This window comes from Chitinophaga sp. (assembly GCF_036566945.1).
GTDB lineage: Bacteria > Bacteroidota > Bacteroidia > Chitinophagales > Chitinophagaceae > Chitinophaga.
On sequence record NZ_DATCVJ010000480.1, the window covers coordinates 1 to 24,642 of the forward strand.

17 protein-coding genes and 3 tRNA genes are annotated in these 24,642 nt (G+C 46.6%); 6 read left to right on the forward strand and 14 right to left on the reverse strand.

Annotation, left to right across the window (positions count from 1 at the left end):
- From VIP81_RS14685 to VIP81_RS14740, 12 genes are all read right to left on the reverse strand, one after another.
- Window positions 1-1,007, reverse strand: a 1,007-nt coding sequence (locus VIP81_RS14685; RefSeq protein WP_331962007.1) for a hypothetical protein, incomplete at its 3' end; no start/stop codon positions are given.
- Window positions 1,008-1,045: 38 nt separating this feature from the next.
- Window positions 1,046-2,725, reverse strand: coding sequence for a LamG-like jellyroll fold domain-containing protein (locus VIP81_RS14690; RefSeq protein ID WP_331962010.1), 1,680 nt, complete (start codon window positions 2,723-2,725; stop codon window positions 1,046-1,048).
- Window positions 2,726-2,759: 34 nt separating this feature from the next.
- Entirely contained in the window at window positions 2,760-4,226 is a 1,467-nt protein-coding gene (locus VIP81_RS14695) for a M60 family metallopeptidase (protein ID WP_331962013.1), read from the reverse strand.
- Between the two features lie 29 nt (window positions 4,227-4,255).
- Entirely contained in the window at window positions 4,256-5,992 is a 1,737-nt protein-coding gene (locus VIP81_RS14700; protein ID WP_331962016.1) for a DUF4983 domain-containing protein, read from the reverse strand.
- Between the two features lie 30 nt (window positions 5,993-6,022).
- Window positions 6,023-7,666, reverse strand: coding sequence for a DUF5008 domain-containing protein (locus VIP81_RS14705; RefSeq protein ID WP_331962019.1), 1,644 nt, complete (start codon window positions 7,664-7,666; stop codon window positions 6,023-6,025).
- A 24-nt stretch (window positions 7,667-7,690) separates the two neighbouring features.
- Window positions 7,691-8,401: a fasciclin domain-containing protein gene (locus tag VIP81_RS14710; protein WP_331962022.1), complete on the reverse strand. Its 711-nt coding sequence runs from the start codon at window positions 8,399-8,401 to the stop codon at window positions 7,691-7,693.
- A gap of 18 nt (window positions 8,402-8,419) precedes the next feature.
- Window positions 8,420-9,925, reverse strand: coding sequence for a RagB/SusD family nutrient uptake outer membrane protein (locus tag VIP81_RS14715; RefSeq protein WP_331962024.1), 1,506 nt, complete (start codon window positions 9,923-9,925; stop codon window positions 8,420-8,422).
- Between the two features lie 41 nt (window positions 9,926-9,966).
- The gene (locus VIP81_RS14720; RefSeq protein ID WP_331962029.1) at window positions 9,967-13,170 is read right to left on the reverse strand and encodes a SusC/RagA family TonB-linked outer membrane protein; all 3,204 of its coding nucleotides are present in this window, start codon (window positions 13,168-13,170) and stop codon (window positions 9,967-9,969) included.
- Window positions 13,171-13,248: 78 nt separating this feature from the next.
- Entirely contained in the window at window positions 13,249-14,292 is a 1,044-nt protein-coding gene (locus VIP81_RS14725; protein WP_331962033.1) for a DUF5007 domain-containing protein, read from the reverse strand.
- Window positions 14,293-14,323: 31 nt separating this feature from the next.
- A complete protein-coding gene (locus VIP81_RS14730) occupies window positions 14,324-14,995 on the reverse strand; it encodes a hypothetical protein (RefSeq protein ID WP_331962036.1) in 672 nt (223 codons plus the stop codon).
- A gap of 8 nt (window positions 14,996-15,003) precedes the next feature.
- The gene (locus VIP81_RS14735) at window positions 15,004-16,539 is read right to left on the reverse strand and encodes a RagB/SusD family nutrient uptake outer membrane protein (RefSeq protein WP_331962039.1); all 1,536 of its coding nucleotides are present in this window, start codon (window positions 16,537-16,539) and stop codon (window positions 15,004-15,006) included.
- 21 nt (window positions 16,540-16,560) lie between these two features.
- Complete coding sequence (locus VIP81_RS14740) at window positions 16,561-19,590, reverse strand: SusC/RagA family TonB-linked outer membrane protein (protein WP_331962042.1); 3,030 nt, start codon at window positions 19,588-19,590, stop codon at window positions 16,561-16,563.
- Window positions 19,591-20,230: 640 nt separating this feature from the next.
- Between VIP81_RS14740 and pepE the strand changes: the two genes are divergently transcribed.
- The 6 genes from pepE to VIP81_RS14770 all read left to right on the forward strand — a co-directional run bounded on the left by pepE (window position 20,231) and on the right by VIP81_RS14770 (window position 23,329).
- Complete coding sequence (gene pepE, locus VIP81_RS14745) at window positions 20,231-20,938, forward strand: dipeptidase PepE (RefSeq protein ID WP_331962045.1); 708 nt, start codon at window positions 20,231-20,233, stop codon at window positions 20,936-20,938.
- A 49-nt stretch (window positions 20,939-20,987) separates the two neighbouring features.
- Window positions 20,988-21,578 (forward strand): TetR/AcrR family transcriptional regulator, encoded by a 591-nt coding sequence (locus VIP81_RS14750; protein WP_331962048.1) that lies wholly within the window; start codon window positions 20,988-20,990, stop codon window positions 21,576-21,578.
- Between the two features lie 40 nt (window positions 21,579-21,618).
- Window positions 21,619-21,693, forward strand: a tRNA-OTHER gene (locus VIP81_RS14755).
- A gap of 53 nt (window positions 21,694-21,746) precedes the next feature.
- A tRNA-Ala gene (locus tag VIP81_RS14760) sits at window positions 21,747-21,822 on the forward strand.
- Between the two features lie 61 nt (window positions 21,823-21,883).
- Window positions 21,884-21,954, forward strand: a tRNA-Gly gene (locus VIP81_RS14765).
- A 28-nt stretch (window positions 21,955-21,982) separates the two neighbouring features.
- The gene (locus VIP81_RS14770) at window positions 21,983-23,329 is read left to right on the forward strand and encodes an SDR family oxidoreductase (RefSeq protein ID WP_331962051.1); all 1,347 of its coding nucleotides are present in this window, start codon (window positions 21,983-21,985) and stop codon (window positions 23,327-23,329) included.
- A gap of 2 nt (window positions 23,330-23,331) precedes the next feature.
- On the opposite strand, the gene VIP81_RS14775 is transcribed toward VIP81_RS14770, so the two are convergent.
- Both VIP81_RS14775 and VIP81_RS14780 read right to left on the reverse strand, forming a co-directional pair.
- Window positions 23,332-24,051, reverse strand: a complete 720-nt coding sequence (locus VIP81_RS14775) for an SDR family oxidoreductase (RefSeq protein WP_331962054.1) — start codon at window positions 24,049-24,051, stop codon at window positions 23,332-23,334.
- Window positions 24,052-24,131: 80 nt separating this feature from the next.
- Window positions 24,132-24,642, reverse strand: a 511-nt coding sequence (locus tag VIP81_RS14780) for an AraC family transcriptional regulator (protein ID WP_331962057.1), incomplete at its 5' end; no start/stop codon positions are given.

Sequence of the window (24,642 nt, forward strand, 5' to 3'; positions counted from 1 at the left end):
CTTGCAAACTTAACTTTTGCCTCAATGGTAATATCTCCTGTACCGGGGTTGTAGAGATCATCATAATTTTCTGCGCGCACATATCCAGGATCTCCTCCATGGAAGCGGATACCATAATCAAATAGTTTGGGGCCGGTGAATTTTCCGGGTGTAATCAGGGGGCTGTAATAGATAGAGAAAGTATTACGCTCCATTGCTGATTTCCCACCCATTTGTTTCATATAGCCGCCACTGGTAGATTGGATGACCACCAGCCAGTCTTCTTTATCAGCATCCTTACGCGCTTTAAGTGCATCCAGCAGTTTACCTACATTGGCATCCACGTCTGAAATAGCCTGACGATAGGTGGCATTATCACTGAATCCAGCCTGTAAACCTGCCTGGGCTGGCCCGCTCAGGTTTACGATCAGTGCATCCGGACTGGCGGCAGACAGTTCCGTCACGGCCGCATCCACCACCCCCTTGTCGCCGGCAGATCTGCTCACGTCCACCACTTTGTCTGCATTATTCAGCAGGAAGTTGTTAAGGTCATCCCACTGTGTAATGGCAGTTACCTTGGTTGCGAGATTATCCTGTTTCAGATAGTAGATGAAGCTGAAATAATACTTGATATCTGCATGACTTCCCTGTACTGATTTTGGGATCAGCGTGCTATCGCCTATCTGGTGACTGAGATAAGGCATCCCGGTAGTTAACCCGGTCCAGCCGGCGGCTACCGTTGATACGGTATCATTCAATCCCTCCCAGGTGTATACACTTTTAGTCAGCAACCCTGTCATGACGGTTGGTTTAAAACTTTCCACCAACTTGCCCGGTGCGCCATCTATACCGATCAACAGTACTTTTCTTTTCTTGAATTTGGCACCGCCATAATTCAATCCTGTGGTATCGGAATCGTATTTAGACAATGCCGGAAACTCTTTCCGGCAGGCGCTTATACCCGCTACAAATAGGATAGCAACTGCGATCAATCCTCCGCGTATATATCCTGATAATAATTTCTGCATAAAGCATTCGTTTAAAAAAGAAAAAAATGCGCGTACTGTTAGAAAAATTTGAGCCATAAGCGGCCGTCAATTTCCCAGTTGGTATCAATCTGAAGATTGAGCCAGTAGGCTACCTGGTAAAACACTTCTTTGGTATAGGGAGGTGTTTGCAATTCCGCATTCCCTACGCAGGGTAATACATAATTCAGTACATCCCATACATAACCACCCTTCAATTCAAAGTTTTTCCCAATGGCGCCCGGAGCCTGGTTTCTGAACAAATTTCCTTTCCCTTCTTTACAAGGCCAGTAGCCGATCAGCTTATTATAATTGGGATGTGTTTCATCAATCTGGTTGGTGCAGGAATATTTCGCAATCACATCGCTGCTGAGTGAATCTCCCCATATACGTACATCAGACATGTACATATTTTCCGGGGTACCGAGAGAACCAGGGATATAGCCCATGGTAAGTGGGGCCGTGGTATTGATATCTCCAAGACTTGTAATGTCCTTGGTATTATTCAGCACGCCATCCGTATAGGTTCTGGCCCATCTCTTATTATCTGCCGTTGTGCAAATTACTGCAGTGAGTTGATGCCAGTTGCCATCATTCATCTTCCCTCCTTTACACTGCGTATTGCCCTTTCCTTTCTGGCCAAAGTTGATTTGCCAAACGTCACCTTCCTGGAAAAAACACCAGCCCACTACGCCGCCATCAAACGAGGCGCGTTTAGACAGGAATGCCGGATAGTAAGGTGCGAAGCCAGGACTATAGTTTCTCATTTTTGCTTCAATGGTATAGTTGCCCGTACTGCCAAAATTGTACATATCCTTATCCTGCAGAATAGCGTTTACAGCACCACTTCCCTGATCGTACATGTGTACGCCGTACTTAATGGCTTCCGGCACTTCTACTTCATGCTCATACAAATCCGGGCAATAGTAGAGCGAAAAGGCGTTGCGCTCTGCATCGGAATCGGCGCCATAGGTATTGTCTATTCCACCATGCGTAGATTGGATAATCACCAGCCAGTTTTCACTGGCGAAATCAGGCCTGCTTTTCATGCCATCCAGCAGTTCGCCGATATAGGTATCCACCTGGTTCACAGCAGCTACATACACCCGATTATCTGCACTGAAGGCGGAAGATTTACCAGCTTTATTAACACCGCTGAAATGCGTGATCATCAGGTCTACGCTATCTGCCTTGAGATGCTTTACTGCGGCCTCTTTCACGGCGGCGTCATCGTCGTTGGTGGTCACTTTCACGGTAGCATCTGCCAGTAATGTTTTATTCAACTGATCCCATCCGGTGACTGCAATTGTTTTCAGTTTTCGCTGACCGGAATTTTTCACTAACGTAAGGAAAGAAGCGAAACGGGCGCCGCTGGCAGATTTCGGCGTAAGCGTACTATCTCTGATATCATTTTTCTCTACACCTGTTCCGGTCATAATGCTTGCCCAGGAAGTGGCATCGATGGTAATGGAATCAGCAACAGCGTCCCAGCTATAGGTGCTATGTGGCATCAGGCTTTTAATCACCGGCGGTTTGATCTTTTTCATTTCGAGACCCGATAAACCATCTACTACTATCAACAACACTTTGCTCTTATCTGAAAAGGTAGGTTGCGGCGTATTGTCATCCGACACCGCCCCTATTTTTTTACAGGCGCCCACCAGCAGCAATGTTGCTACCAGCGTACCACCCAGGATATATTGTAAGGATCTTATGTTCATAATTATTTTATTTTGGCTGACTGTTGGGAGATGATCATCTGATATCATTTTTCCATACTTCTTCCGTAAGTTCCGGCAGGTCGGCAACATCCTCCTCCGCGGAGGAGGAAACGGCAATACCCCAATGATCAAAAAACGGTTTGAGGTTTACGCCGGCATACCTGCTGGCCTTCACAAAGAAGAAGTTTTTCTTTACTTCGTTGATGTAGGAAATACGCTGTTCGTGGCGGGCCTCTTTACAGATATATCCCATCATACCATACCCGTAACGCTGGAACAACTGAACAAAAGGTACCAGTCGCTGGAAAACGTCTGTTACATTGGAAAAGTGTTTGCCACTCCCAACGTCTTTGGCCGCCCAATCCAGTGCAGGTTGCACAAAATTTTGTTCTTCGTCGTATATGCGTGGGGGTTTGGTACCAAAGCGCTCTGCTATCTTAAATACAAACAGGTTATTGGAGGTTTCTCCTAATCCGTCTGCACCGCTCCAGCTCCACATACTACCCATCTGGAAGTTGTGTCCTATCTCATGAAAAGGTCCCCAGCTGGCGCCTCTGTTGATCTCTGCAATATCCAGAAAATCAGAATGCCAGTCGAGATACGCCATACAAGGATAACCATTATGACCACTGCCCAGCGAAATCTGTATATCCAGCACAAAACGTTGTGGTGTACCCGGCGCCTGGTCAACCGGATCAGCAGGATTATCAGATAACCCATACCATTCATGATAATCTTTCTCTATTACCTCATCCCATTTACTCATGACGGCTGCCGCATCAAATTTGTCCAGCAGACCGAGTAATACTTTGCGGTAGGCGGTGAGGATAAACCGTTTGCCTCTCAGTTCCAGCACCGGCACCTGAGAGCGGCGTACCTGGTCTTTCCACGCAACAGGATCGGTTTCTCCCAATACAAAGTCAGGTGCTTTACAAACGTTGCTCAGCATAATGGTCACCGTTTTTTTAGATGGCAGCGCAGGAATCATGTATACCAATCCGCCGTAGATATTGCGGATATAGTTTACCCCCGGCAGTACTACATTCCGGGTGGTGATCACACCAGCCCGCAACTGTGGCAGCTTACCATTTACATCATCGGTATGGGAGCCTATTTGCACGGCCATTCCCTCCATGCCTTCCGGCACTACTACTTTCAGCAGCTCACCGGGTGCCGCATAGTAGCCTGTGCTCAGCCAGGCTCCGGGAACTACACTGATCCGGATATTGGGTGAAGCCAGTTTAAAATCCAGGTTAAGTGTTACCGGCACATTATACAAACGGGGCTCCACCACCGAAATGAGGCCGGGAAACTTACGGGCATCCGCAAAGCCGCTGCTATCAATTTTAGACAGGCTGGTATCAATGCCGCCAACACCAGTCGTATCGGTAACCAGTGGTGTATCATAGCCGTCTTTATAGTTATAATCTTTTTTACAGGCTGTTTGTATGGTCAGCAACAGTGTTAACCCTACGACAGACCTGATAAGTGATATTTTCATTGCACTGTTTTTTAAGTTAAACACCATGATTATTGAATGGTAGATGGGAAATCACGATAATTCGCAGGCCATGATTTTCCTACCAGGTTCCATTCCGGTTGTACCGGTACCTTCATCCAGTTCAGGATCATAAAAGGGATATCTACCGGGTTAGGTACATATCTTTCCTGGTTAGGAATCACCGGAAACAGGAAGCCGCTTACATCACTAAAAGGCGCCCATTTATAATTTCCTTTGAGAGAAAAATTCTTCCCGGACGGGCTTTTATCAACAAACGCACCGCCCTGTCCATCCAGGCAGGGCCAGTAGCCAATGAGGTTAGCATAGTTAGGATGTGATTTATTCACATAGGTACGCGGCGCCCATTGTTTAATTACTTCGTCGGATACCACGGTGTTGAATATACGCACATCACTCATATACATATCCACATACTGATCGGTGAATACTTCTGTAAAATATCCCATGATCGTGTTGGCAGGACTGGTAATAGCTGCTACGTTGCTGGCCATGGAACCGGTTCTTTTGTTTTCACCATCCAGGAATACCGCCGCTACATAGCTGGCGCCTACTTTGGCTACAGTGCCGGTAATGGTATGCCAGTCTCCATCTGCAAAACTTACCGTTGGATTGATCTCGATTTTAGAACTGCCATCCCCAATAAAGAAGGAGATGTTGCTACCATTACGGAAAAATGCCCAACCGGGTGTGGTACCGCTACGAGCAGATACCTTCCCAAAGAATGGCGGATAGCTGTAAGTATAATTTCCGTTGGGACCTTTGTTGAACTTTACTTTCGCTTCAAAAGTCATTGCTCCTGATCCGATACTATATAGCTGCCCGTCGGCGTTCTCTGCACGCACATAGCTATCGGGAGGACCGTACAATCTCACGGCACTGCCTTCATATGGCACGCGGATATTTTCTGGTCTTACTACTACTTCACTTTCAAAGCGGGGATTGAAGAACAGTGTAAAAGTATTCTGCACAGGATTGGTGAAAGGCGTACCGTCATTATCTTCTGGCGCCACTGGCCATGTTCCGCCATGGTTAGAGGTAACGATCACCAGCCAGTTTTCATTGGCAAAGTTTTTACGGGCACGCAGTGCCGCCATGATGTTGCCTACACTTTTATCCGCATCGAGGATCGCCTGACTGTATTGCGGAACAGATTCATCGTATCCATATTGTTTACCGGCGGTTTCTACTTTATTAAATTCTGCAAACACGACGGAGGCACTGTCATTTTTCAGTTCGTCGATCACCGCGGTGGTCACATCCACATCTGAAGTAAATGTTTTATTGACGTCCATGCTGTTAGCGATCAGCTCCTGACTCAGTGTTGCCGAAGCGCAGAACGCTGCGCTGCGCGACATGACGCCGGCGTCTTTCAGATATTTAGTAAATACCGGGTAAGTGCTCAGGTTTTTATTGGAATAATCATCACCTGTTACGCCATGTTGTGCGCCGGTAACGCCAGTGAGCATATCTGCCCAGGTGGCTCCATCAGCGCCGGATGCATCACCTATACCAGTCCAGGAAAATACGGCGCTATCGCGCATACTCCAGATAACGGGCGGCTTCATCGATTTCAGGGTTTCTCCCCTGGCACCATCTATCACCAGACAAAGTACTTTAGGCGTTCCGGACAGTTTGCCCGGATCATTGGGATATGAATTGCTGTCAATTTTATTGATGCCCTCCTTGTTACAGGCAAACAACGTAGAGATGACGGCCATTCCCAAAAGCGAAATAATCTTTTTCATACTATGATTAACTGATTGTGATGATTATTTTTATTTGGCGATCACCATTCGGAAAATATTTCCTACCGCAGAATTATCAAATGAAGTAATCGAACCGTATACAATTACGGCTGGTTCTCCTTCTGCAGACACGGTTTCCGTCATCCCATAAACAAATCCTGCCAGCTTACCGGTATTGTTGTAACCTGCGGCCAGCGAGCCATCTGCATTTAGGATCACCATACCCTCTCTTACGTAATTATCATACTTGTCGAAATTTCCGGCCACTACTATTAATCCATTATTCATCTGCATGGCATGTGTAGGAGAACCGGAATTAAACAGTTTAGGTTTAAACGTGCTCACTACAGATCCATCTTCATTCAACAACATAATACCATCGCAGGGAACGCCGTTATATAGTTTAAAGGCACCGGTGACAATGATTTTTTTAGTGACCGCGTTATACTTGATGGAGAATATCCGGTCGTTTGCCCCGCTGCCGGATTTGAAGGTGGGGTCTATTCTTCCATGCTGATCCAGACACACAATATTTCCAGCGCCGACCTCATCAAATTTGTTGAAAGAACCACCCATCACCACCCTGCCATCAGGCAGTACAACCGCATCCAGGATGCTGCCGGCAGCACCGCTGAATCCTCTTGAAACGGCCAGGTTATAATGATAGGAAGAGTCGAGGTTACCGTCCATATCCAATGCCATGATACTGTTTACATATCTTACATCAATCGACCTGTCGGTTTTCGTAGAATTTCTGTAGTAGTACTGCAGATAGTTAAAAAACGTACCCAGTACCAACACGCGGTTATTGGTGTAAAATACTTTCTGCACCACACCGGATACACCGGCATTGAAAGCGGGAACGGTGTCGAACGAGTTCTTCTCCTGCTCCTCAGGATCTTCCTCGTGTGCGTTACCACCAGATGTTTCTGTTGGGATAATTTGTACAGTGGTGGTATCTACCTGCCCGCCGGGATAGATGCGGGTGAGGTTTGTCATACCCTTCATGCGGCCATATTGCGTAAAGAAACCACCCAGTACAAATTTACCATTGGGCAGCTGCACAGCTGTAGAAATACTTCCGGACATACTTACTGCCGAATCTGTTTTGAAAGCACTCACAAACTGTCCCTGTTTCTCTATCAGCGCAATACCATTCAGTGGATTACCCACTCCATAGCTGTTATACGTTTTGAAATTCCCTACCATCAGGTAACGGTTATCAGAAGTAGGCAACAGGTAATTAATAAAACCATCTGTACCGGTACCGGATTTGAAAGTATTATCCAGCTTTACTTTTCCAATTACTTTAAACACGGGTCCATGAAACACCTGCTGGCCGATATTTATATATGGGCTGCCAGAACTGCTGGCTGGCGGCACCTTTACAGTAATAGCCGCATCGGACACGGAAACTACCTCTGCCTGCTGACCAGACAGGAAAAAATGCAGGGAGTCTTTATAAGGCAGCAGTCCTGTTACTTTAAACGTGACCAGGTCGCCGGAAGATCCCTGTGAAGGATTGGGCAGTTCATCACCGAACTTCACTCCCAATGGCGCCTTTCCACCTGCGTATGGATCGGGAAATACGCTCCCGCTATCTTTTTTGCAACTGGTCACTACCACCAGCGATAGCAGCAGTAACCATATATTTTGTCTGAACAATTGCATCATCTGAATAATTTGTGAAAGGAGTAATTAATGTAAGTCCAGGCCATACTGCAAACAGCGGCTATAGAATTCAAATGGGCTGAACCCAAAATAATGCTGCGAAAAAACCAGCACATGCACGGCCCCATTGGTAGGTTCAATATTTGACGACGCCACGGGAGCCGAAAACCAGTACATTGGCGGTTGTGATATATCAGGCGTATAAGAAATCCGCAGCTGCCGGTAGCCCGCATATTGTGCGCCTCCTTCGTCGTTATATACTACACCGAGGTTCATAGGTATACTGTCGTATGAGCGCATAAACACACCGGGATATGTTTTATACTGCAAAGGATCTATCTGCGGGATATCATTCAGCATATACTTTCCTTTGAAAATATAACGGGAGAGCATTTCCCGCCATACCGGCACTGGTACCTGTGATAATTTGGTGATCGTATCTTTTCCGGTGAGGAACAGCGTCTGGTTCACCACGGAGATCGTACTATCGAAACATGGATTAGACGGGGCGAAAAAGGTGATGGTTTCATTTTTGAAAACATTTTCCATTTTTGTCAACGTGATTACCTCCAGCAATTTGCTGAAGTACTGCGGTTTTGATTGCAGGTATTCCAGCACAGTGCCATTGAATTTTCCTTTTGCCAGACCGGTATCCTGGTAATAATCTTTTTTGCAGGCGGCAAACAGCATCACCATTAAGGTGAAACCTGCTATGAGCGATACATATTTATTTTTCATGTTCAGCAGTTTTTAGGTTTAACGCCAGTATTCATTCAGTTTCATTAATGAGTTGTTGGTAAGCGCACTTTCCGCGATGGGCCAGGTCCAGGCGCCACGCTGGAAAGCCGATTGGGAAATGGGGGCGGTGCAATACTCCTGGTTGAGGATACGGTGTGTGCGCACCAGGTCATAGTAGGCATGTCCTTCTCCCATCATTTCTTTGGCACGCTCCCAGAAAATAGCATCCTTCAGTTCTGTGGGATCATTACCTGCGTAGAGAGCGGTTTCTGCCCGACCCCGGATGATATTCAATAAGCGGATCGCCTCCGTTTGGTTGGCGGTGCCTAACTCCGCATTCGCCTCCGCAGCCAGCAGAATGGCATCTGCATAACGGAATACGATCAGGTTACCATCAAAGGCAATGTTACTGCCGGAGTTGCCGATGAATTTCCTGAACTCTACCAGGTTGCCTTCGCGGTACATGGTATTGGCATCAAACCAGAGGTCTTTTCTTTTATCAGCTACGCCCAACGGGTACATCTTCTCCAGGAACTTGCCTACGTAGTTTACATAAGAATAGCCGCCATTGGAGTGTTCCAGCACATTATCGTTCAGGTACTGATAACCCAGTCCGCGCACTTCTCCATAGTTCACATTCTGTGTCAGCTCAAACAATCCTTCTTCTGATCCTCCCCTGTACAGGCGGCGAAATTCTGACGTGGTGAGCAGACGATGTGCACCACCATTTTGTTCCATCAACTCTTTGCCGAGTGCCACGGTCGCCTTATAATATTTATCTTTATTCCCTTCATCGAAACCTGCATTCCACATGTTCATGTGCATCATCAGTGCCAGTGCAGATCCACGGCTGGGGCGCACGGCTTTCATTTTGGGGTCGCTGTAAGCCCATGGCAGATCATCTTTGTACTGCGCCATTTCGGCGATGCAGGAATTCAGTACATCGGTAAACTTAGTACGGCCGATGATTTCATTGAAGTATGGTTTCGTGTAATAGGGTACATCTCCATACAGGCGTACCATCAGGAAATACAGGAAATTTCTTACCCATATTCCTTCCGCTTTATATCTTCGTTTATCCGTAGCCGATATCTCCGTGTCTGGAATGTCATCTACACGGTCTATCAGGATGGCAGCCGATTGTATCACCCGGTAATACCCCTGCCAGTTGGGGATATCGTTAAAATGGAAAAAGCTATTCCAGTAAGACTCATTCATCAACCCCTTCAAATCGTTGTACACCAGGAAATCGTAGTACGGGCGTCCCCATATGCCGCGGGAAGTGGACGTTTGACGGTATATACCGCAGCGGAATTCCGCTGCAAGAAAAAAGGAGTTAGTCAGCAGTACATCCGCGATCTCTCCGTAAAGGTTATTGGTAAACTTTTCCGCATCTGCCTTGGTTTGCCAGAAGGTAGAACCGGATTCTTTGTCGGTGCTACTCGTTTCCAGGAACTTCTTACACCCCGGCATGCTGGTGCAAAGTAAAGCGGCCATTCCTATCGCAAAAACTAAACGCTTCATATATCACAGTTTAATTGCTTAATACATTGATTGTTGATATCCTAGAACTGCACGTTCAAACCCATCGTAACGGTTTTCCTCACCGGGTATCCGCCTGTCTGATCTCTTCCGAGTGCAGATACGTTTTCCGGGTTAGGACCGCTGTATTTGCTGAACATAAAAGGATTGCCCAGCGTACAATACGGACGGCAGGAAGTAATACCCCAGCGGATGGTTTTGTCGCGCGGTATGGTATAGGCCAGCGTGATAGACTGAATCTTAAAGTAAGAGCCGTCTTCCTCGAACAGGGTCTGTTCTACGCGATAGGGCCGGATATTCTTAAATCGCTGATAATCGTATGGGTTAGGATATAATGCATTGTCGCCGGTCTTCGCCCAGTAATCATATTGATCCAGTGGCACCAGGGCGCCCGGTACTGTTGGCCTTCCGTTGGCATCATATCCAAATGGGTTGGAGAAGCTGTTAAAGCGGTCCTGCACGGCGTTATTTAATATGGCGCGGATAGCAGTGTAGCTACCGGTAATATTAAGCGACCAGGGACCATACTGCACATATGAACTAAGTCCTCCGGTAGCGAGTGGCTGAGAGTTACCCGCGTAAATAACATCTGCATCGTTAATAATATAGTTACCATCAAGGTCTGTCCACCTCGGATCACCGGCTTCTGTATAATAATAATTTTTAGCATCGGCAGAAGACACCAGCAGCGGTCTGCCGGTGGCCGGATCTACCTGTACGCTGGCATCTTTGGAATACGCGCCGGTATTGTTCAGCAGCAGGTTGGTAAAACTGTTGCGACCTACACGGTACAGGATATTTTGTTTATTCACGGCATCATACCATACATATTCACGTTTACCATTTGGCAGGCGGGTCAGGATATTTTTATTCAAGGCGCCATTGACAGAAATGGTCCAGTTTATTTTGCTGGTAGGAGGTAATGGGCGATAAGTGACATTAAACTCCACCCCGATATTCATCATGGCCGCATCATTCGTTTTCACTTTGCTGAATCCACTGCTGGTAGGGAGTTGCAGTTCCATCAACATGTCGCTCACTTCTTTTACATACACGTCCATTTCGGTCGACAATTTACCTTTCCACAATCCCAGGTCAAGACCGCCATCCCACTGCGTAGTGGTCACCGGCTTCATACTGGCATTCGGTAACTGATCGTAGGAAATGCCGCTCATAGGCCGGTCATTGTATCTGCCTCCGTTACGATCATCGTACACACCATAAGCGTCGAAAATGGTACCCTGTGGTGTTACATTGCGACCCCAGGTGGCCCGAATAGAACCATAGTCCAGCCAGGTTTTATCTTTCAACAAATTCTCCTTATTAAAATTCCAGCGAACGCCGATAGACGGGTTATTGGAATAAGGTGTGGCTTTACCGGTAGTAGAAGATGCATCGCGCCGGTAGGTCAGGTCCAGCATATATTTCTGCATGTAGTTATAGGAGAAGGCACCTGCAATAGATACCATCCTGTTATCGGAACTACCATCCAGTACACCACCTGCATCGAATGCACCACCAGATCCGATTGGCCCCAGCACATGATCACTGGGCGTAGCGCGCTGACGCAGCATGGTAGCCTGAAAAGTGGTTTTAGTCAGCTCATTAAAAACAGAAGCGGTAAAGTTATGTTTATCATTTACCGACTTGTAATAAGAAAGACTGCTACGGCTGTATAAATTAGTAGAACGGTCGTTATAAGCCCTTACTTCCGAATAGTTATTATTGATCGCTGCCGGGATGAAGTTATCCTCAGTACCGGTGGTATTGCCAAAGCTGAACTGACTCGTAGCATGTAAACCTTTGAGTATTTCATAGTCTACATCCACGTTGGTAGTAACGTTGGCGGTTTTATTAATGTTATCATTTCTCAACGCGGCTACTGCACTGGCGGAAGCTGAGTAAAAAGAAGGAGCCGGCAAAAGGGAAGACTGGCCCCCTGCTTTACCTACATCCGTTTGCGTGATACCGTTACCACTACCCTTGCTGTTTTGTCCGAGGCTGGTAGTTACCGCACCGTAGATCTTCAGCCGCGGTGTAGGCCGGTATTGCATGTTGGTACTGAGCGTATAACGATTAAAGTCTGTGTTCTTCACTACTCCTTCTTCATTATAATAACCCAGATTCACTTTATAGTTAAAACGATCATCACCACCGGACACCGTTACGTTATGCGTTTGGTTATAGGTGTATTTATAGAACAATCCCTGCCAGTCGGTAGAGTTATTGTAATAAGGATTGAGGCTGTCTGCCAGGAAAGGCGTGGCATTGATATCTGCCTGCGCGTACTTCAATGAGTCGGTATAAGTAAGGATCTGCCAGATGCGTTGCTGTCTTTCTCCATTACCGCCAATTACCTTCCGCAGGGTAGGCGGAATGCTCACAAAGAAATTACCTGAATATTGTACAATAGGTACTTTCGATTTACCTCGTTTGGTATTGATCAGCATTACGCCGTAAGCACCACGCGACCCGTACAAGGCAGTCGCCTGGGCATCTTTCAGGATTTGTACACTCTCAATATCTTCCGGTGGAATGAGTGACAACGGATTCAAACCCGGGCCCGCCTGGTTAAAACCATACTGGTAATTGGAATTGGCATCAACAGGAATACCATCGATCACAAACAGCGGCGAGGTAGGCGCCAGGAAAGCATTGCTGCCCGAACCGGTGATGTTCAGGGTAGACAAGCCCCTCATTTGGATAGTACCGGCATAACCTGGTGCGCCGGTATTATTCTGGATATTTAAACCTGCCACTTTACCCTGCAACAGTTCCAGTACGTTAGATACTGGTACATCCTGTAATTGTTTACCACTGATTAATACAGTAGATCCGGTAGTGGTTTCTTTTGTTTTTTTCTGATACCCGATCACCACTGTTTCATTCAGTTTATTTTCTTTTATCGTGAGATAGATCCGCATCAGTTCACCGGTCTTCGCTTTTTGCACGGTGGTATTAAAGCCCATTGCCTGAAAGCTGATATCGGCGCCGGCCGGTACGATAACAGAGAAAGTACCATCGCCGCCGCTGGCGCCTACGCCTTTGGGTGGTTTGCCGCTAAAGATGACTACGCCCGGCACCGGAGAGTTGCTGCCTTTCTCATACACAATTCCTCTTACTGTAACCGTCTGATCCTGTGCCGAAGCTGCAGCAGCGAGCATGACAGCTATCAACAGCATGATCAGCGGTTTTATCTTCCCTGGTATAGTGTTATACTTATACATGAAGGTTTGATTTTATCATTTGATGATTTTATTTTCCTGCAGATGAATTTATTTTCACGCAGATGCTATCTGTTTGGATCAGTTGTCCCTGAAATCAGGATTTCCTTTCCAGAACCAGAACACAATTTTCCAAACACCCGGCTGGTAAATAGCGAACTGTGTTCCTACCTGTGCGGTGACTCTCAGTGCGCCATTGGAAACGCGGTCGTAGCTAAAAGTAGCTACTGCACGATCTCCTGTACCATTGGTATATTTTGTTTGCCGTAAAGCCAGCGGAATAGGATAGGCCACGTCATAGGTAACTCCTTCCGGTGTAAATTTTGGCGCCCCGAAGTGATGCACTACCTCTTCCCATTTGGTATGCTTAAACAATGCGGGATCGATAGGATTGTAAGAGGAATCCCGGAACTCAAATGTGAGCGAGTTACCGGTGGCATTCGGATCTTTATAGAATACCGTTATCACCCCTGAGTTACCGATGTAACTATCGTCGTTGTAGTTTTTCACACCAGACACCAGGTAGGCATACGTGTATCCGTTAGCGTTACCTGTTACCGGATCAATGGAATTGGGTTCGTATGGCTGCGGACGAAGTGGTTTCAACGCCAGGTTGCGGATCATTTTACTACCGCCGCTGTTGGATACTTCCACATCAAATTTATACCCGGAGTCCGGCTGCATTTTGATAGCGTTCAGGTATTGCAAATCGGTAGGCGCCCACATCACGAACTGCCCGGAATGCTCCCGCACTTCAAACAGGTGGTGCTGTTCGATGGTCCGTTTTTTCTCTACTTCTTCCCGGGTTGCTTCAAGGCCGGTATACGCTTCCTTCCATACCAGCACCGGGAAAGTTTTATTAAAAATTTCCGCAGATTGTCCGTCTCCCCCTCTCATATTCATGATTTTAAAAGTGAGGGGACTGGTGGAATTATCTGCATTGAAAATATTGGTGCCTGGATCTTGCGGCAACAGGGAAGTTCTTCCCAGTACCGGTTCAAATGTTGTTTGGTTATAGTTGGCACCGGAACTAATAAAATCCACGTCCGCCGGCACTTTTACACAGGCATACAGTAGTAATCCGGAGGCGGCCAAAACTGTCAGCAACTGAAATGGTCTTTTCATTGTACAATTATTTATCGGCTTCAGCTAAAAGCTATTTGTTAAATCTGTTGATGAATTCATTAAATCCAAACTCATGATCTTCTGCCAGGATATGCAGCACACCATTCCTCAAATACGTATCCATTGACATGGTATTAGCTCTTATCCATTTGCTGATATAAAAGGAACCTTTGGTATCACTGTAAATGATGTATGCCGGTCCGCCGCCTGCATAGCCGGAGGCAGTTTGCGTATATAACTGCAGGTTCACTTCGCGGCTGTATTTGATGGAGTTGATACCACGGCCATCAGGATACATCACCAAACTATCGGTGGGATATACGCCCGGCACCACGTAACGGCAAAACAACGTATCCAGGTTGTTCTGGTCCAGATCAGCCAGAGATAAGGGGGCCAGCCCTTCTTTTTCCCGCAATACATTGAGGTTGCGCATGGCTGTTTTAAAACTGGTATTAGTCACCGCAAATAAGGTGAGCTGCGTATTACTCATGACCCGTTTTAAACCGATCCGGTCAATGACCACCACCATAGAATCAAAAACGCCTACCTGACTTTTAAGATAATCGTACATGTTGGCATCTATCTGCGTAACACCCTTCGTGTATGATTTATATCCTCCATCCTTCTGGCAACTGGTAAGAAATGCACCAGCCATTAACAACAGAAGGCCACCTATTCCTATATAAGTATGTATCTTTTTCATAGCTGTTATTATTTATTCCAGTAAGCATTTTGAACAAGCTGGTGATTGGCACTCAGCACTTCATCGGCAATAGGCCAGTAGATCCCTCCGTTTTGTAATAATGGCGCCAGCTCACTGCTGCCGGGACGCAGACGGGCAAAACGTACCTGGTCATACCATCTCCAGCCTTCTCCCATCAATTCTCTTCTTCTCTCTTTAAAAATTTCCACCAACAAATCTTTGCCTTTAAAAGAAGGGCTTACAATGCCCCTGCTCACCATAACGGTAGACAGCCATTGCGTGGCCTCATTAGGATCATTTAATACGGTAGCCGCTTCTGCTCTTAATAGTACCAGCTCTTCCAGGCGGGAGAACATCATCGTGCCGTTATACAACCGGAAAGCACCTTTGTCGGCCCGCCCATCTTCAATCACTTTAATTTTGCTGAACACTGGTGTATTGGTGGTGTAATTGGAGAAGTAATAGGTGGTCAACGGATAACCGGTAGCCAAATCAATACTGAAGCGCTCATCGCCGTTCCAGTCGAAATATTTAAGAATAGAATCTCTTGGAATATACATGGCCGGCAGCTGGTTGCTGGTAATAGGTTGCGCCAGCGTGTATTCTTCCAGGTGACCAGCAGTGATACCTTCTGCATTCAGATAATCAAAAGAAAAATTCAGAATCTGGCTCGGCCCTCTGCGCGCAAAGAAACCACTATCGCTCGCACAGAGTATATCCGTTTCCGGTGTGAAAGAAGCATCCGCACGCGTGTAATTATCCAGGATAAAACGGGTGTAAGACATTACATCCGTATAATGTTGCTGCCATGCTGCAATATGTGACAGCACTGCATAGGCGCTGATTTTATTAAATAAGGTACCTGCCCAGAAACTGTATCCCTGGTTGAAATAAAAACCGGGACTCTGTGGATCTGTGCTATTATAAATAAAGGGCAGATCTTTGGCCGCCGCTATCATTTCTTTTTCTGCAAAATCGAGCACCTTTGCCTGTGGCGTGCGCGGCAACTGCGGGAACTGTCCATCGAAAGAAGATACTATCAACGGCACATCTCCCCAGATACGAACGATATAGAAATACAGGAATGCCCGCAACGCCCTTGCCTGCGCCACATCCAGCTGATGATTCAACGCGGTATAGTAAGCATCCTTTTTGAGTATGCCACCGGACTTTTCAATGAACAGGTTGGCCGCATTGATAGCAGCATAAAACCTGCGCCAGCTTTTCAGCGATTGCAGTTGTGGGAAAGAAACATTTAATTCATTATGGACGATCGCCTTCAGATCGGCCCGGGAAGTAGGTAAAAAGTCGCCTTTGCGGAACTCTCCATACATCCAGAATGCGGCATTATCCGTCAGTGCAGCACGGGTCAATCCATACACACCTACCAGCGAGCTGCGGGCATCTTCCACAGATGACCAGTAGTCCTTGTCCGTCACCAGTCGCGTGGATTTTACATCCAGCATTTTACTGCAGGACATGCACATGGTGATTAAAGCCAGCACCAGTGCTTTTTTTGTTCCTAATCGAAATATATTATTCATGCTTAATGAAATGACAAATGATTATAAATCCAGTTTCAATCCAATGGTGTATGTTTTGGGAATGGGTATTGCATAACCATTATCATAGCCGTTGTAATAAGTCAGTTCAGGATCGCCGCCCGTGTAACCGGTAAACGTAAGCAGGTTGTTGCCGGTGGCATATACATAACACCTGCTGATACCAGGCGCTACTTTCTTCATCCACCTGGTACCCGCCAGGTCATAGCCCAGGGATACGGTACGTAGCTTTACAAAAGATCCGTCTTCCAGGAACAAATCCTGATCCGCACGATAAGGGATCACCGCGCTCCATGGATTATACATCGGATATGTTTTCATATTCTCCGGATGCTGCCAGTAAGTGATATCTTTTACAGACTCCAGGTTGGATTGTCCGTCGTGGTTTACAAAATCGTAACGCACCGCCGCTTTGCGGTTCAGGATATTCATACCGCTGGCAAAATAAAAGCTGAATGATGCGCTGAAATTTCTATACTTGAAATTGTTGTCGAAGCTGCCGGTATATACAGGCATACTATGTCCTTTCATCACTTTATCGTTGTCGTCTACGATAAAATCACCGTTCCTGTCTTTCCATGCCGGATCACCGGGTTGAAATGCTACACCTTTGAAACTGAGTGGTTCATTATTTTTTGGATTGGTGGGAATATCAGCCTGCCTGCTGTATCCGCCGGTATTTTCATACACCCAGAACTGATCTACTGCCTTGCCTACTTCAAACCGGCGATCGCCGGTAACGAATGACTGTACGCCACCCGGTAAAGCTTTCAGGGTATTTACATTCCAGGCGCCGCTGATAGCTGGCGTCCATTGGAACTTTGCGGTACGGATTACATCGCCCGATACGCCTGCTTCAATACCCCGGTTATTTACGTGCATGCCGCTCATATAGGCACTGGCATAACCTGATTCCGCTACTACCGGCATTGGCAGCAGCATATTGCGATCATCTTTTGAATAATAATCTGCTGAAATACGCAAACGGTTATGAAAGAAAGCAGCGTCTGTACCGATAGTGAGTATGTCTGTATAAGACCAGCCGATGTCGCTTCCTACCCAGCCATAGGAATAAGGTCTGGATAAACCGGCAACACCGGTATACGAGTAGGCGTTGGGGTTACCTGACCATCCCATGTCCACTTTATACTGTGGACCGGCAGCAAAACGGTCGTCACCATACATCCGGCCAACACGTCCCCAGGAAGCGTGCAATGTCCAGTCGCTCAGCATAGGTGTTTGCATGATAAACTGGTTCCTGAGATTCCATTCTCCGCTAACAGCTGGGGTAAACAACCAACGTTTGGAAGGTGCTACCAGTGAAGAAGCATCATCGCGCAGTGTTAAGGTGAAACGATAAATGTCGCGGTAGTTATATTTTACATTACCGTAGAAAGATAACAGCCGTTGCTTTTCTGCATCAATAAAGCGGTACACCAGCTGGTTGGCAAAATATAGCGGCGCCAGGTAATTGGATTTACCGGCATCGCTTTCCACAATATTCACTTTTATGCGATCGCTGATACCTTTATAGGCACGCTCATAGCTGTACTTCTGGAGGTCGGCCTGGAATGACTGACCAGCTTCAAAATTAAAGTGATGATCACTGGAAGGCGCCCAGGCATAGTCTATTACGTTTTCAAAACCAGTGCGCTGGTTATTACCAAAATAATTGGAGGCATAGTTAGCACCATCCATTAAGGTAGAGGGATAAAAAACATCTCTTAAGTTTTCATTGTAGTCGTATAACAGGCGCGTGGTATAACGTAGTTGCTTAAACGCAAATACCAGCGAGAAGGTTCCTTGTATACTGTTCACATGATTTTTATCGAACCCTTTACGGAAAGCATCGCGATACTCTCCATACGCTTCTTTGCTGGGTGACAGCGGGTTTGACAGGTCAGGGATATAGGCTGTTTCCAGAAAGCGGTCCTGCATGGAAGTACTTCTGACACGATCCATCCTGTTGGCATTGATCATAGCAGAAGCCATGAGCCATTTAATGGGCGACATGTTTACAATAAAAGAGCCGGTGTATTTATCAAGGCGGGTATTATCTGCGATACCATTTGCCTGTGTTTTATCGCCAAAGAAACGGAAGTTGGCTCTTTCAGAACCACCGGAAATACTGGCGTTAATGCTGTGTTGTGTTGTATTTTGAAAGTACAGATCGCTCCAGTTGGCGTTACCGAAATAACCCTGACTGGAAGAATCGCGCAGGTAAGATGGAAAACTAAGTGAATCTGCCGTAGTAGCGTACTGTTGATAGAACGGTCTGCGGAAGCGATTTTCATATTGTGCATTGGTCGTATAAACCGGATCAAAGAGGTTAACGCCGAAGTAACTGTTCACACTAATTTTCCGTTGACCGGAAGTTGCATTTTTAGTGATGATATTAATTACCCCATTGGCGCCGCGTGGCCCAAAGAGACTGATGGCCGCTGCATCTTTATATACCTGTACATCCTGTACGTTGTCCAGGTTCACGACAGAAAGCAGATTGGTAGCGGGTCCCAGCCGGGTTTGATCGGAGTTCTGTATATCATACACCAGGTTGTTATCGCCTATCAGTGGTACACCATTAATATATACTGCTGGTTGCACCTGGGCTACATCTTTTTTAGACAGCAGCGGCATGGATAAACCACGGATATACATATACTGCTCTGCACCTGGTTCTCCGCTGGGCTCTTGTGTATAGAGTCCGCGGATATTTCCTTTTACCATTTGTTGCAGTGAAGTATAAGGAAAGAGCGCCACGTGATTAACATTCAAGGTATCATTGTTCTTAAATGCTGCGGCCACCGATTTTCTATTGATAGTTCTGATCACATCATACTCAGAAATAACGGTAGTATCTTTTTCTTCGTGGGGGATAGAATCCAGTGCTGGAAATGGTTTCCCATCAACTGCCGCCATGGCGTGTGGCGAGCCAATGCACAAAGTAACATGCATAGTACAGCAGGCTGCTATCAGCGAAAGGATCCAGCGCCGCTTTTTTCCGGACAACCGCATGGATAGATGATCTCTCATTGTTCATTAATATTTGAAGTGATTCATTCCGGGCAATAACACGCTGTTCAGGCATTTTTCAATGTCTGTGCACAAGCAGTATACCGCCGTTAATTCAGCTATATGTTGCTAATAAAATCTGTTAAAAATGACCGTAAAAATTACGCATAGGAAGGGCGCTTCCCGTGGAATACCAGTGAAATTTTTTCATTGTTCGTATGTTTATATAAGAAATAAGCTGTTTCAGAACATAGCTCCGCCTATAGACAAACAAGGTTCATCATCATAGCAAAAACATCAGGGATACACGGGTTTCAGGTACACAAAAGAGGGTTAGTCTTTCTGTTCAACTGAGGCAGTACTTGTTCTACAGAGAATTTTATAGCGTTAAGATTTGGTTTCGGAAAATGCTTTTTGAAATTGGTTGAATACTACACTATCGTTTCATTGTTGTCCACTAACACCCACAAAATAATAAGCGTATTTGCCACGTCATATTCTCAAAATAAAAGATGATAAATACATGACACAATAAATTACAACAGACATTTCCTCCCCCACTACTCCGACATACAGATGACAAAGAAGCGCTGATCCATCTGTAAGATGATCATGTATATTTTTAGAGAGATGACCTACATTTGCCGTGTAATTTTTTGATATGAAGCATTTTATATTGGCAAGTACCTCCACTTTGTTCGGGGAAACCTATCTGGCTTATCTGCAACCAGCCATGAAAACATTGTTTGCAGGCGTGGATGAAATCATCTTTATTCCATTTGCCCGTCCGGGTGGTATTTCGCACGACGACTATACCAGCAGGGCAGCAGAAGCTTTTGCCACCATTGGCATCCGCGTACGCGGACTGCATACCTTCGATGATCCGGCTGCAGCCATTAAAAATGCCAAAGGTTTTTTTACCGGGGGAGGCAATACTTTCCTGTTGGTAAAAACACTGCATGAACAGGGACTGATGTTTATATTACGTGATGCAGTAAATAGTGGTATCCCTTATATGGGTTGCAGCGCAGGAAGCAATATAGGCGGGGTTACTATGAAGAATACCAATGATATGCCGATTGTATATCCGGGTAGCTTCGATACGATGGGACTGATTCCTTTTAACCTGAATCCACATTACCAGGACCCCATAGAAGGTTCCCAACATATGGGGGAAACCAGGGAAACGCGTATCAAAGAATACCTGACCCAAAATACAACCCCGGTGTTGGGACTCAGAGAAGGCAGCTGGATCTACGCGCACGATACTTCTCTCACGCTACAAGGTAAGTTGAGCGCCCGTATTTTTGAAGTGGACAAAGCGCCCTATGAAATACCCGCTGGCAGCTCACTGACCTCCCTGAAATAAAAATGCAGCGAATCCTTTAAAAGAACAATCATTCTTTTATCTTTGTCACATGCGTGCAAAAGATGAAAACAAAGCCATCATCATCCGGGAGAAGGCCATGGAGATGATTGTTCAGGAAGGATTTGATGGTCTGAGTATGCATAAACTGGCCAAGGCGGCCGGCATATCTGTCTCTACTATCTACATCTATTTTAAGAACCGGGAGGATCTGCTGAATCAATTATATGTTGAGACGGCCAACCTTTTCATCAGCGCGATGCTGAAAGGGTTCAGTCCTGACATGAATTTCGAAGCAGGATTATGGCAACAGTGGCATAACCGCTATCAGCATATCCTCCGGTATCCGTTGCATCATCGTTTCTGGGAACTGTTTCGTAACTCCCCTCTCATTGAAAAGCAGGACTACTCAGACGAACACACGTTCAAACAAGCCATGCGCCAGTTTGTATCGAATGCGGAGCAGAAAGGAGAGATCGTAACCCTGCCAGCGGAAGTTTTCTGGGCAGTTGCGTACGGTACTTTTTATACGCTTATCAAGTTTCACCTGGACAATGCCTCTATGTCGCGCGGCCCTTTTTCACTCACCGATGACATCCTGAAACAAACTTTTCAACTGGTCATGAAATCACTGCGGGTATAACGGTCACGCATATACCATCTTTTATTATCTTTGTGCCGGCAAAAGTGTAGTTCAGCTGGAAGAACGCTTGCCCCAACGCTTGAGGTCACCGGTTCGACTCCGGTTGCTTTTGCCAATTTTCACTATAACGGTTACGCATATACTATATTTCATTATCTTCGCAACGGTAAAAGTGTAGCTCAGACGGAAGAGCACTTGCCCTGCACGCAAGGGGTCACCGGTTCGACTCCGGTTGCTTTTACCAACTTATCTTCTCTCCCACTACACAGCTATCAATACATTTAATTTATTAATTTCGCCGCGGCGGCAGCATGGCTTAATGGAAAAGCACCCGCTTGCCAAGTGGGACATGTCAGTTCGAGTCTGGTTGTTGCTGCCTTTCTTTCTTTTTAACCGCGATCATCATGCCCGAGTTTTCCGCAGCCGAGTGGGACAAGTTTTACGAAGTACTACAATTTCTCAGCAAACATCCTTTTGACGCCCCCGATACTGATCGCTTAAAAGGATTGGTGACAAAAATTTATAAAACCGCCCGCAAGGACATCAAACAAAAAGAAGATGCCCGCCGCTACGAGGCCGATCAGCAAAAGCTGCAGAACACCGTCGTGTTCCAGCAGGGCTTACAGTCGTCCGTAGACCAGGCTATTGCCGATACCATTTATTTACCGGTACAACAGGAACTGGAAAGTGCCTGCATCTGTTATGCCTGCAGAGGATTATATACCACCGTACATTACCACTATCACCGGCTTTGCCCCCGCTGCGCACAAACTCACCTGGAAAAGAAGTCGCAGCGTGTATCCCTTACCGGTAGAACCGCCATTGTTACCGGCGCCCGCATGAAAATCGGGTATGTAACGGCTTTGCGCCTGCTCCGTGACGGCGCTACCGTAATAGCTACCACCCGCTTTGCTGCAGATGCCCTGCTGCAGTATAAGAAGGAACCGGATTATGAGGTATGGAAAGACCGGCTCACTATCTACGGCCTTGACCTGATCAGTTTACCGCAGGTAGAACAATTTATCCGGTATGTGTACCAAACATTGCCGGCACTGGATATCCTCATCAACAATGCCGCGCAAACCATTCATTATCCACCGGAATACTACCAGCCGCTGGTGGACAAGGCAGCGCAAGTCCCGCTGCTCCCGGCGGCAGACCAGGCAAGAATTGTAGCCACCGCACCGGCACAACAGGCACTCATTGGTAACCCGGAATTATTTCCTGCCGGACAGCTCGATTTCTTTAATCAGCCACTGGATCTGAGAAGCAGCAACAGTTGGGTCATGAAGCTGGATGAAGTAGATACAGCGGAAGTATTATCTGCTAACCTGGTCAATAATATATCGCCTTTTATGCTCAACAGCCGCCTAAAGCCGCTGATGCTGCAATCTGCTTTCCCGGATAAATTCATTATCAATGTCACTTCTTCCGAAGGACAATTCAGTTATGCCCAGAAAACCATTTATCACCCGCATACCAACATGACCAAAGCGGCACTGAACATGATGACCCGCACCAGCGCCGCCGACTATGCCACACAGCATATTTATATGAACAGCGTAGATGTGGGCTGGGTATCTACCGGCAACCCCATAGAAAAGAAATCAAGACTGGAACAAAAAGGTTTTTTGCCACCGCTGATGCTGGATGATGCCGCCGCCCGCATTTATGATCCGATTGTGCAGGGGATAAATGGTGCCCCGGATTTCGGAAAACTGTATAAAGATTATATCGAAGTAGCCTGGTAAATTTATAACGCCAGGCCACCGTCACAACGTATAACCGTACCAGTTATATTGCCGTTGCGCATGAGAAACAGGATAGTATCCGCTATGTCGTCCGGCTCTCCTACCCTGCCTACCGGCGTTTGGGCGGCATACGCTTCAAAGGTATCAGCTTTGGCAGCTGCCGGCAGAAAATCCCACCAGCCGGTATTTACTACGCCCGGAGAAACAGCGTTGATGCGTAAGGGTTGAATTTCTTTGGCAATAGAAGGAATCATTAATTCCAGTGCACCGTTAATCGCCGCCAGACCAGACACACCCGGCGCCTGCGATATAGCAGAAATAGCCGTGATCAGGGTAATGCTGCCGCCTTTATTGATATAAGGCAATGCTGCCTGCAACGTATTCAGCTGTGGCCAGAACTTGCCTTCAAAGCCTTCCCGCAAATCTTCCAGCGACAGGTCTGCAAAGTTACCGGCGCCTTTAGCGCCACTCAGCGCAATCACCAGGTGATCTACGCCACCCTGCGTGCTGAAAAACGCATCCAGTTCTTTCCGGTTATTACTATCCATGGCAGCGGTTTGTATGCCGGGATTAGCTTTGGCGGCATCTTCCAGCTTGGCAGCAGAGCGACCGGTCACGATTACATTCGCTTTTTCTTTGGCCAACAAGGCAGCAGTAGCCAAACCAATACCGGTGGAACCGCCTGCAATAATTACTTTCTTACTTTCAAATGAGGTAGACATATCGTTATCTTTTATGTACACAAAGTTGGCCCATAAAAGCCGATGCAGGCTTACCTGTATTATGCATTGTATTAACCCGATTATGCATTTTTTCGATACGATAGCGGCGTTTGCCCGGTCTGCTCTCTGAAAAACCGGTTGAAACCCGCAGGGTCACTGAAGTTCAGCTGCCAGGAAATTTCTGAGATAGCCGTATCCGTATGCCGCAATACTGCTTTGGCTTCCTGTATCAGCATATCCGCAATAGCAGCAGATGCCGTATGCCCCGTTACCTCTTTCACGGTACGGTTCAGGTGATTAGGGGTAACGCCCAGCAACGCTGCGTAGTCTGCCACCTTTTTTTTAGCGAGAAAATGCTGGCTCACCAGTTTCTTAAACCGGGGCACCAGGTAAGTATTTCGTGTATCGGTAGCCGTTAGGTGCAACGCCTGTTCTATATAACTCCGCTTTACTTCCAGCAGCAACAGGTAAAGGTACATGCGAACCGCCTTGTCGCATCCGGGTTTATGGTGCCGCAATTCCTCGTTCATCTTACCCACAAAATCCGCCACGGCAGTGATGGCGCTCTTTTCCAGCTGAATAAAAGGTACG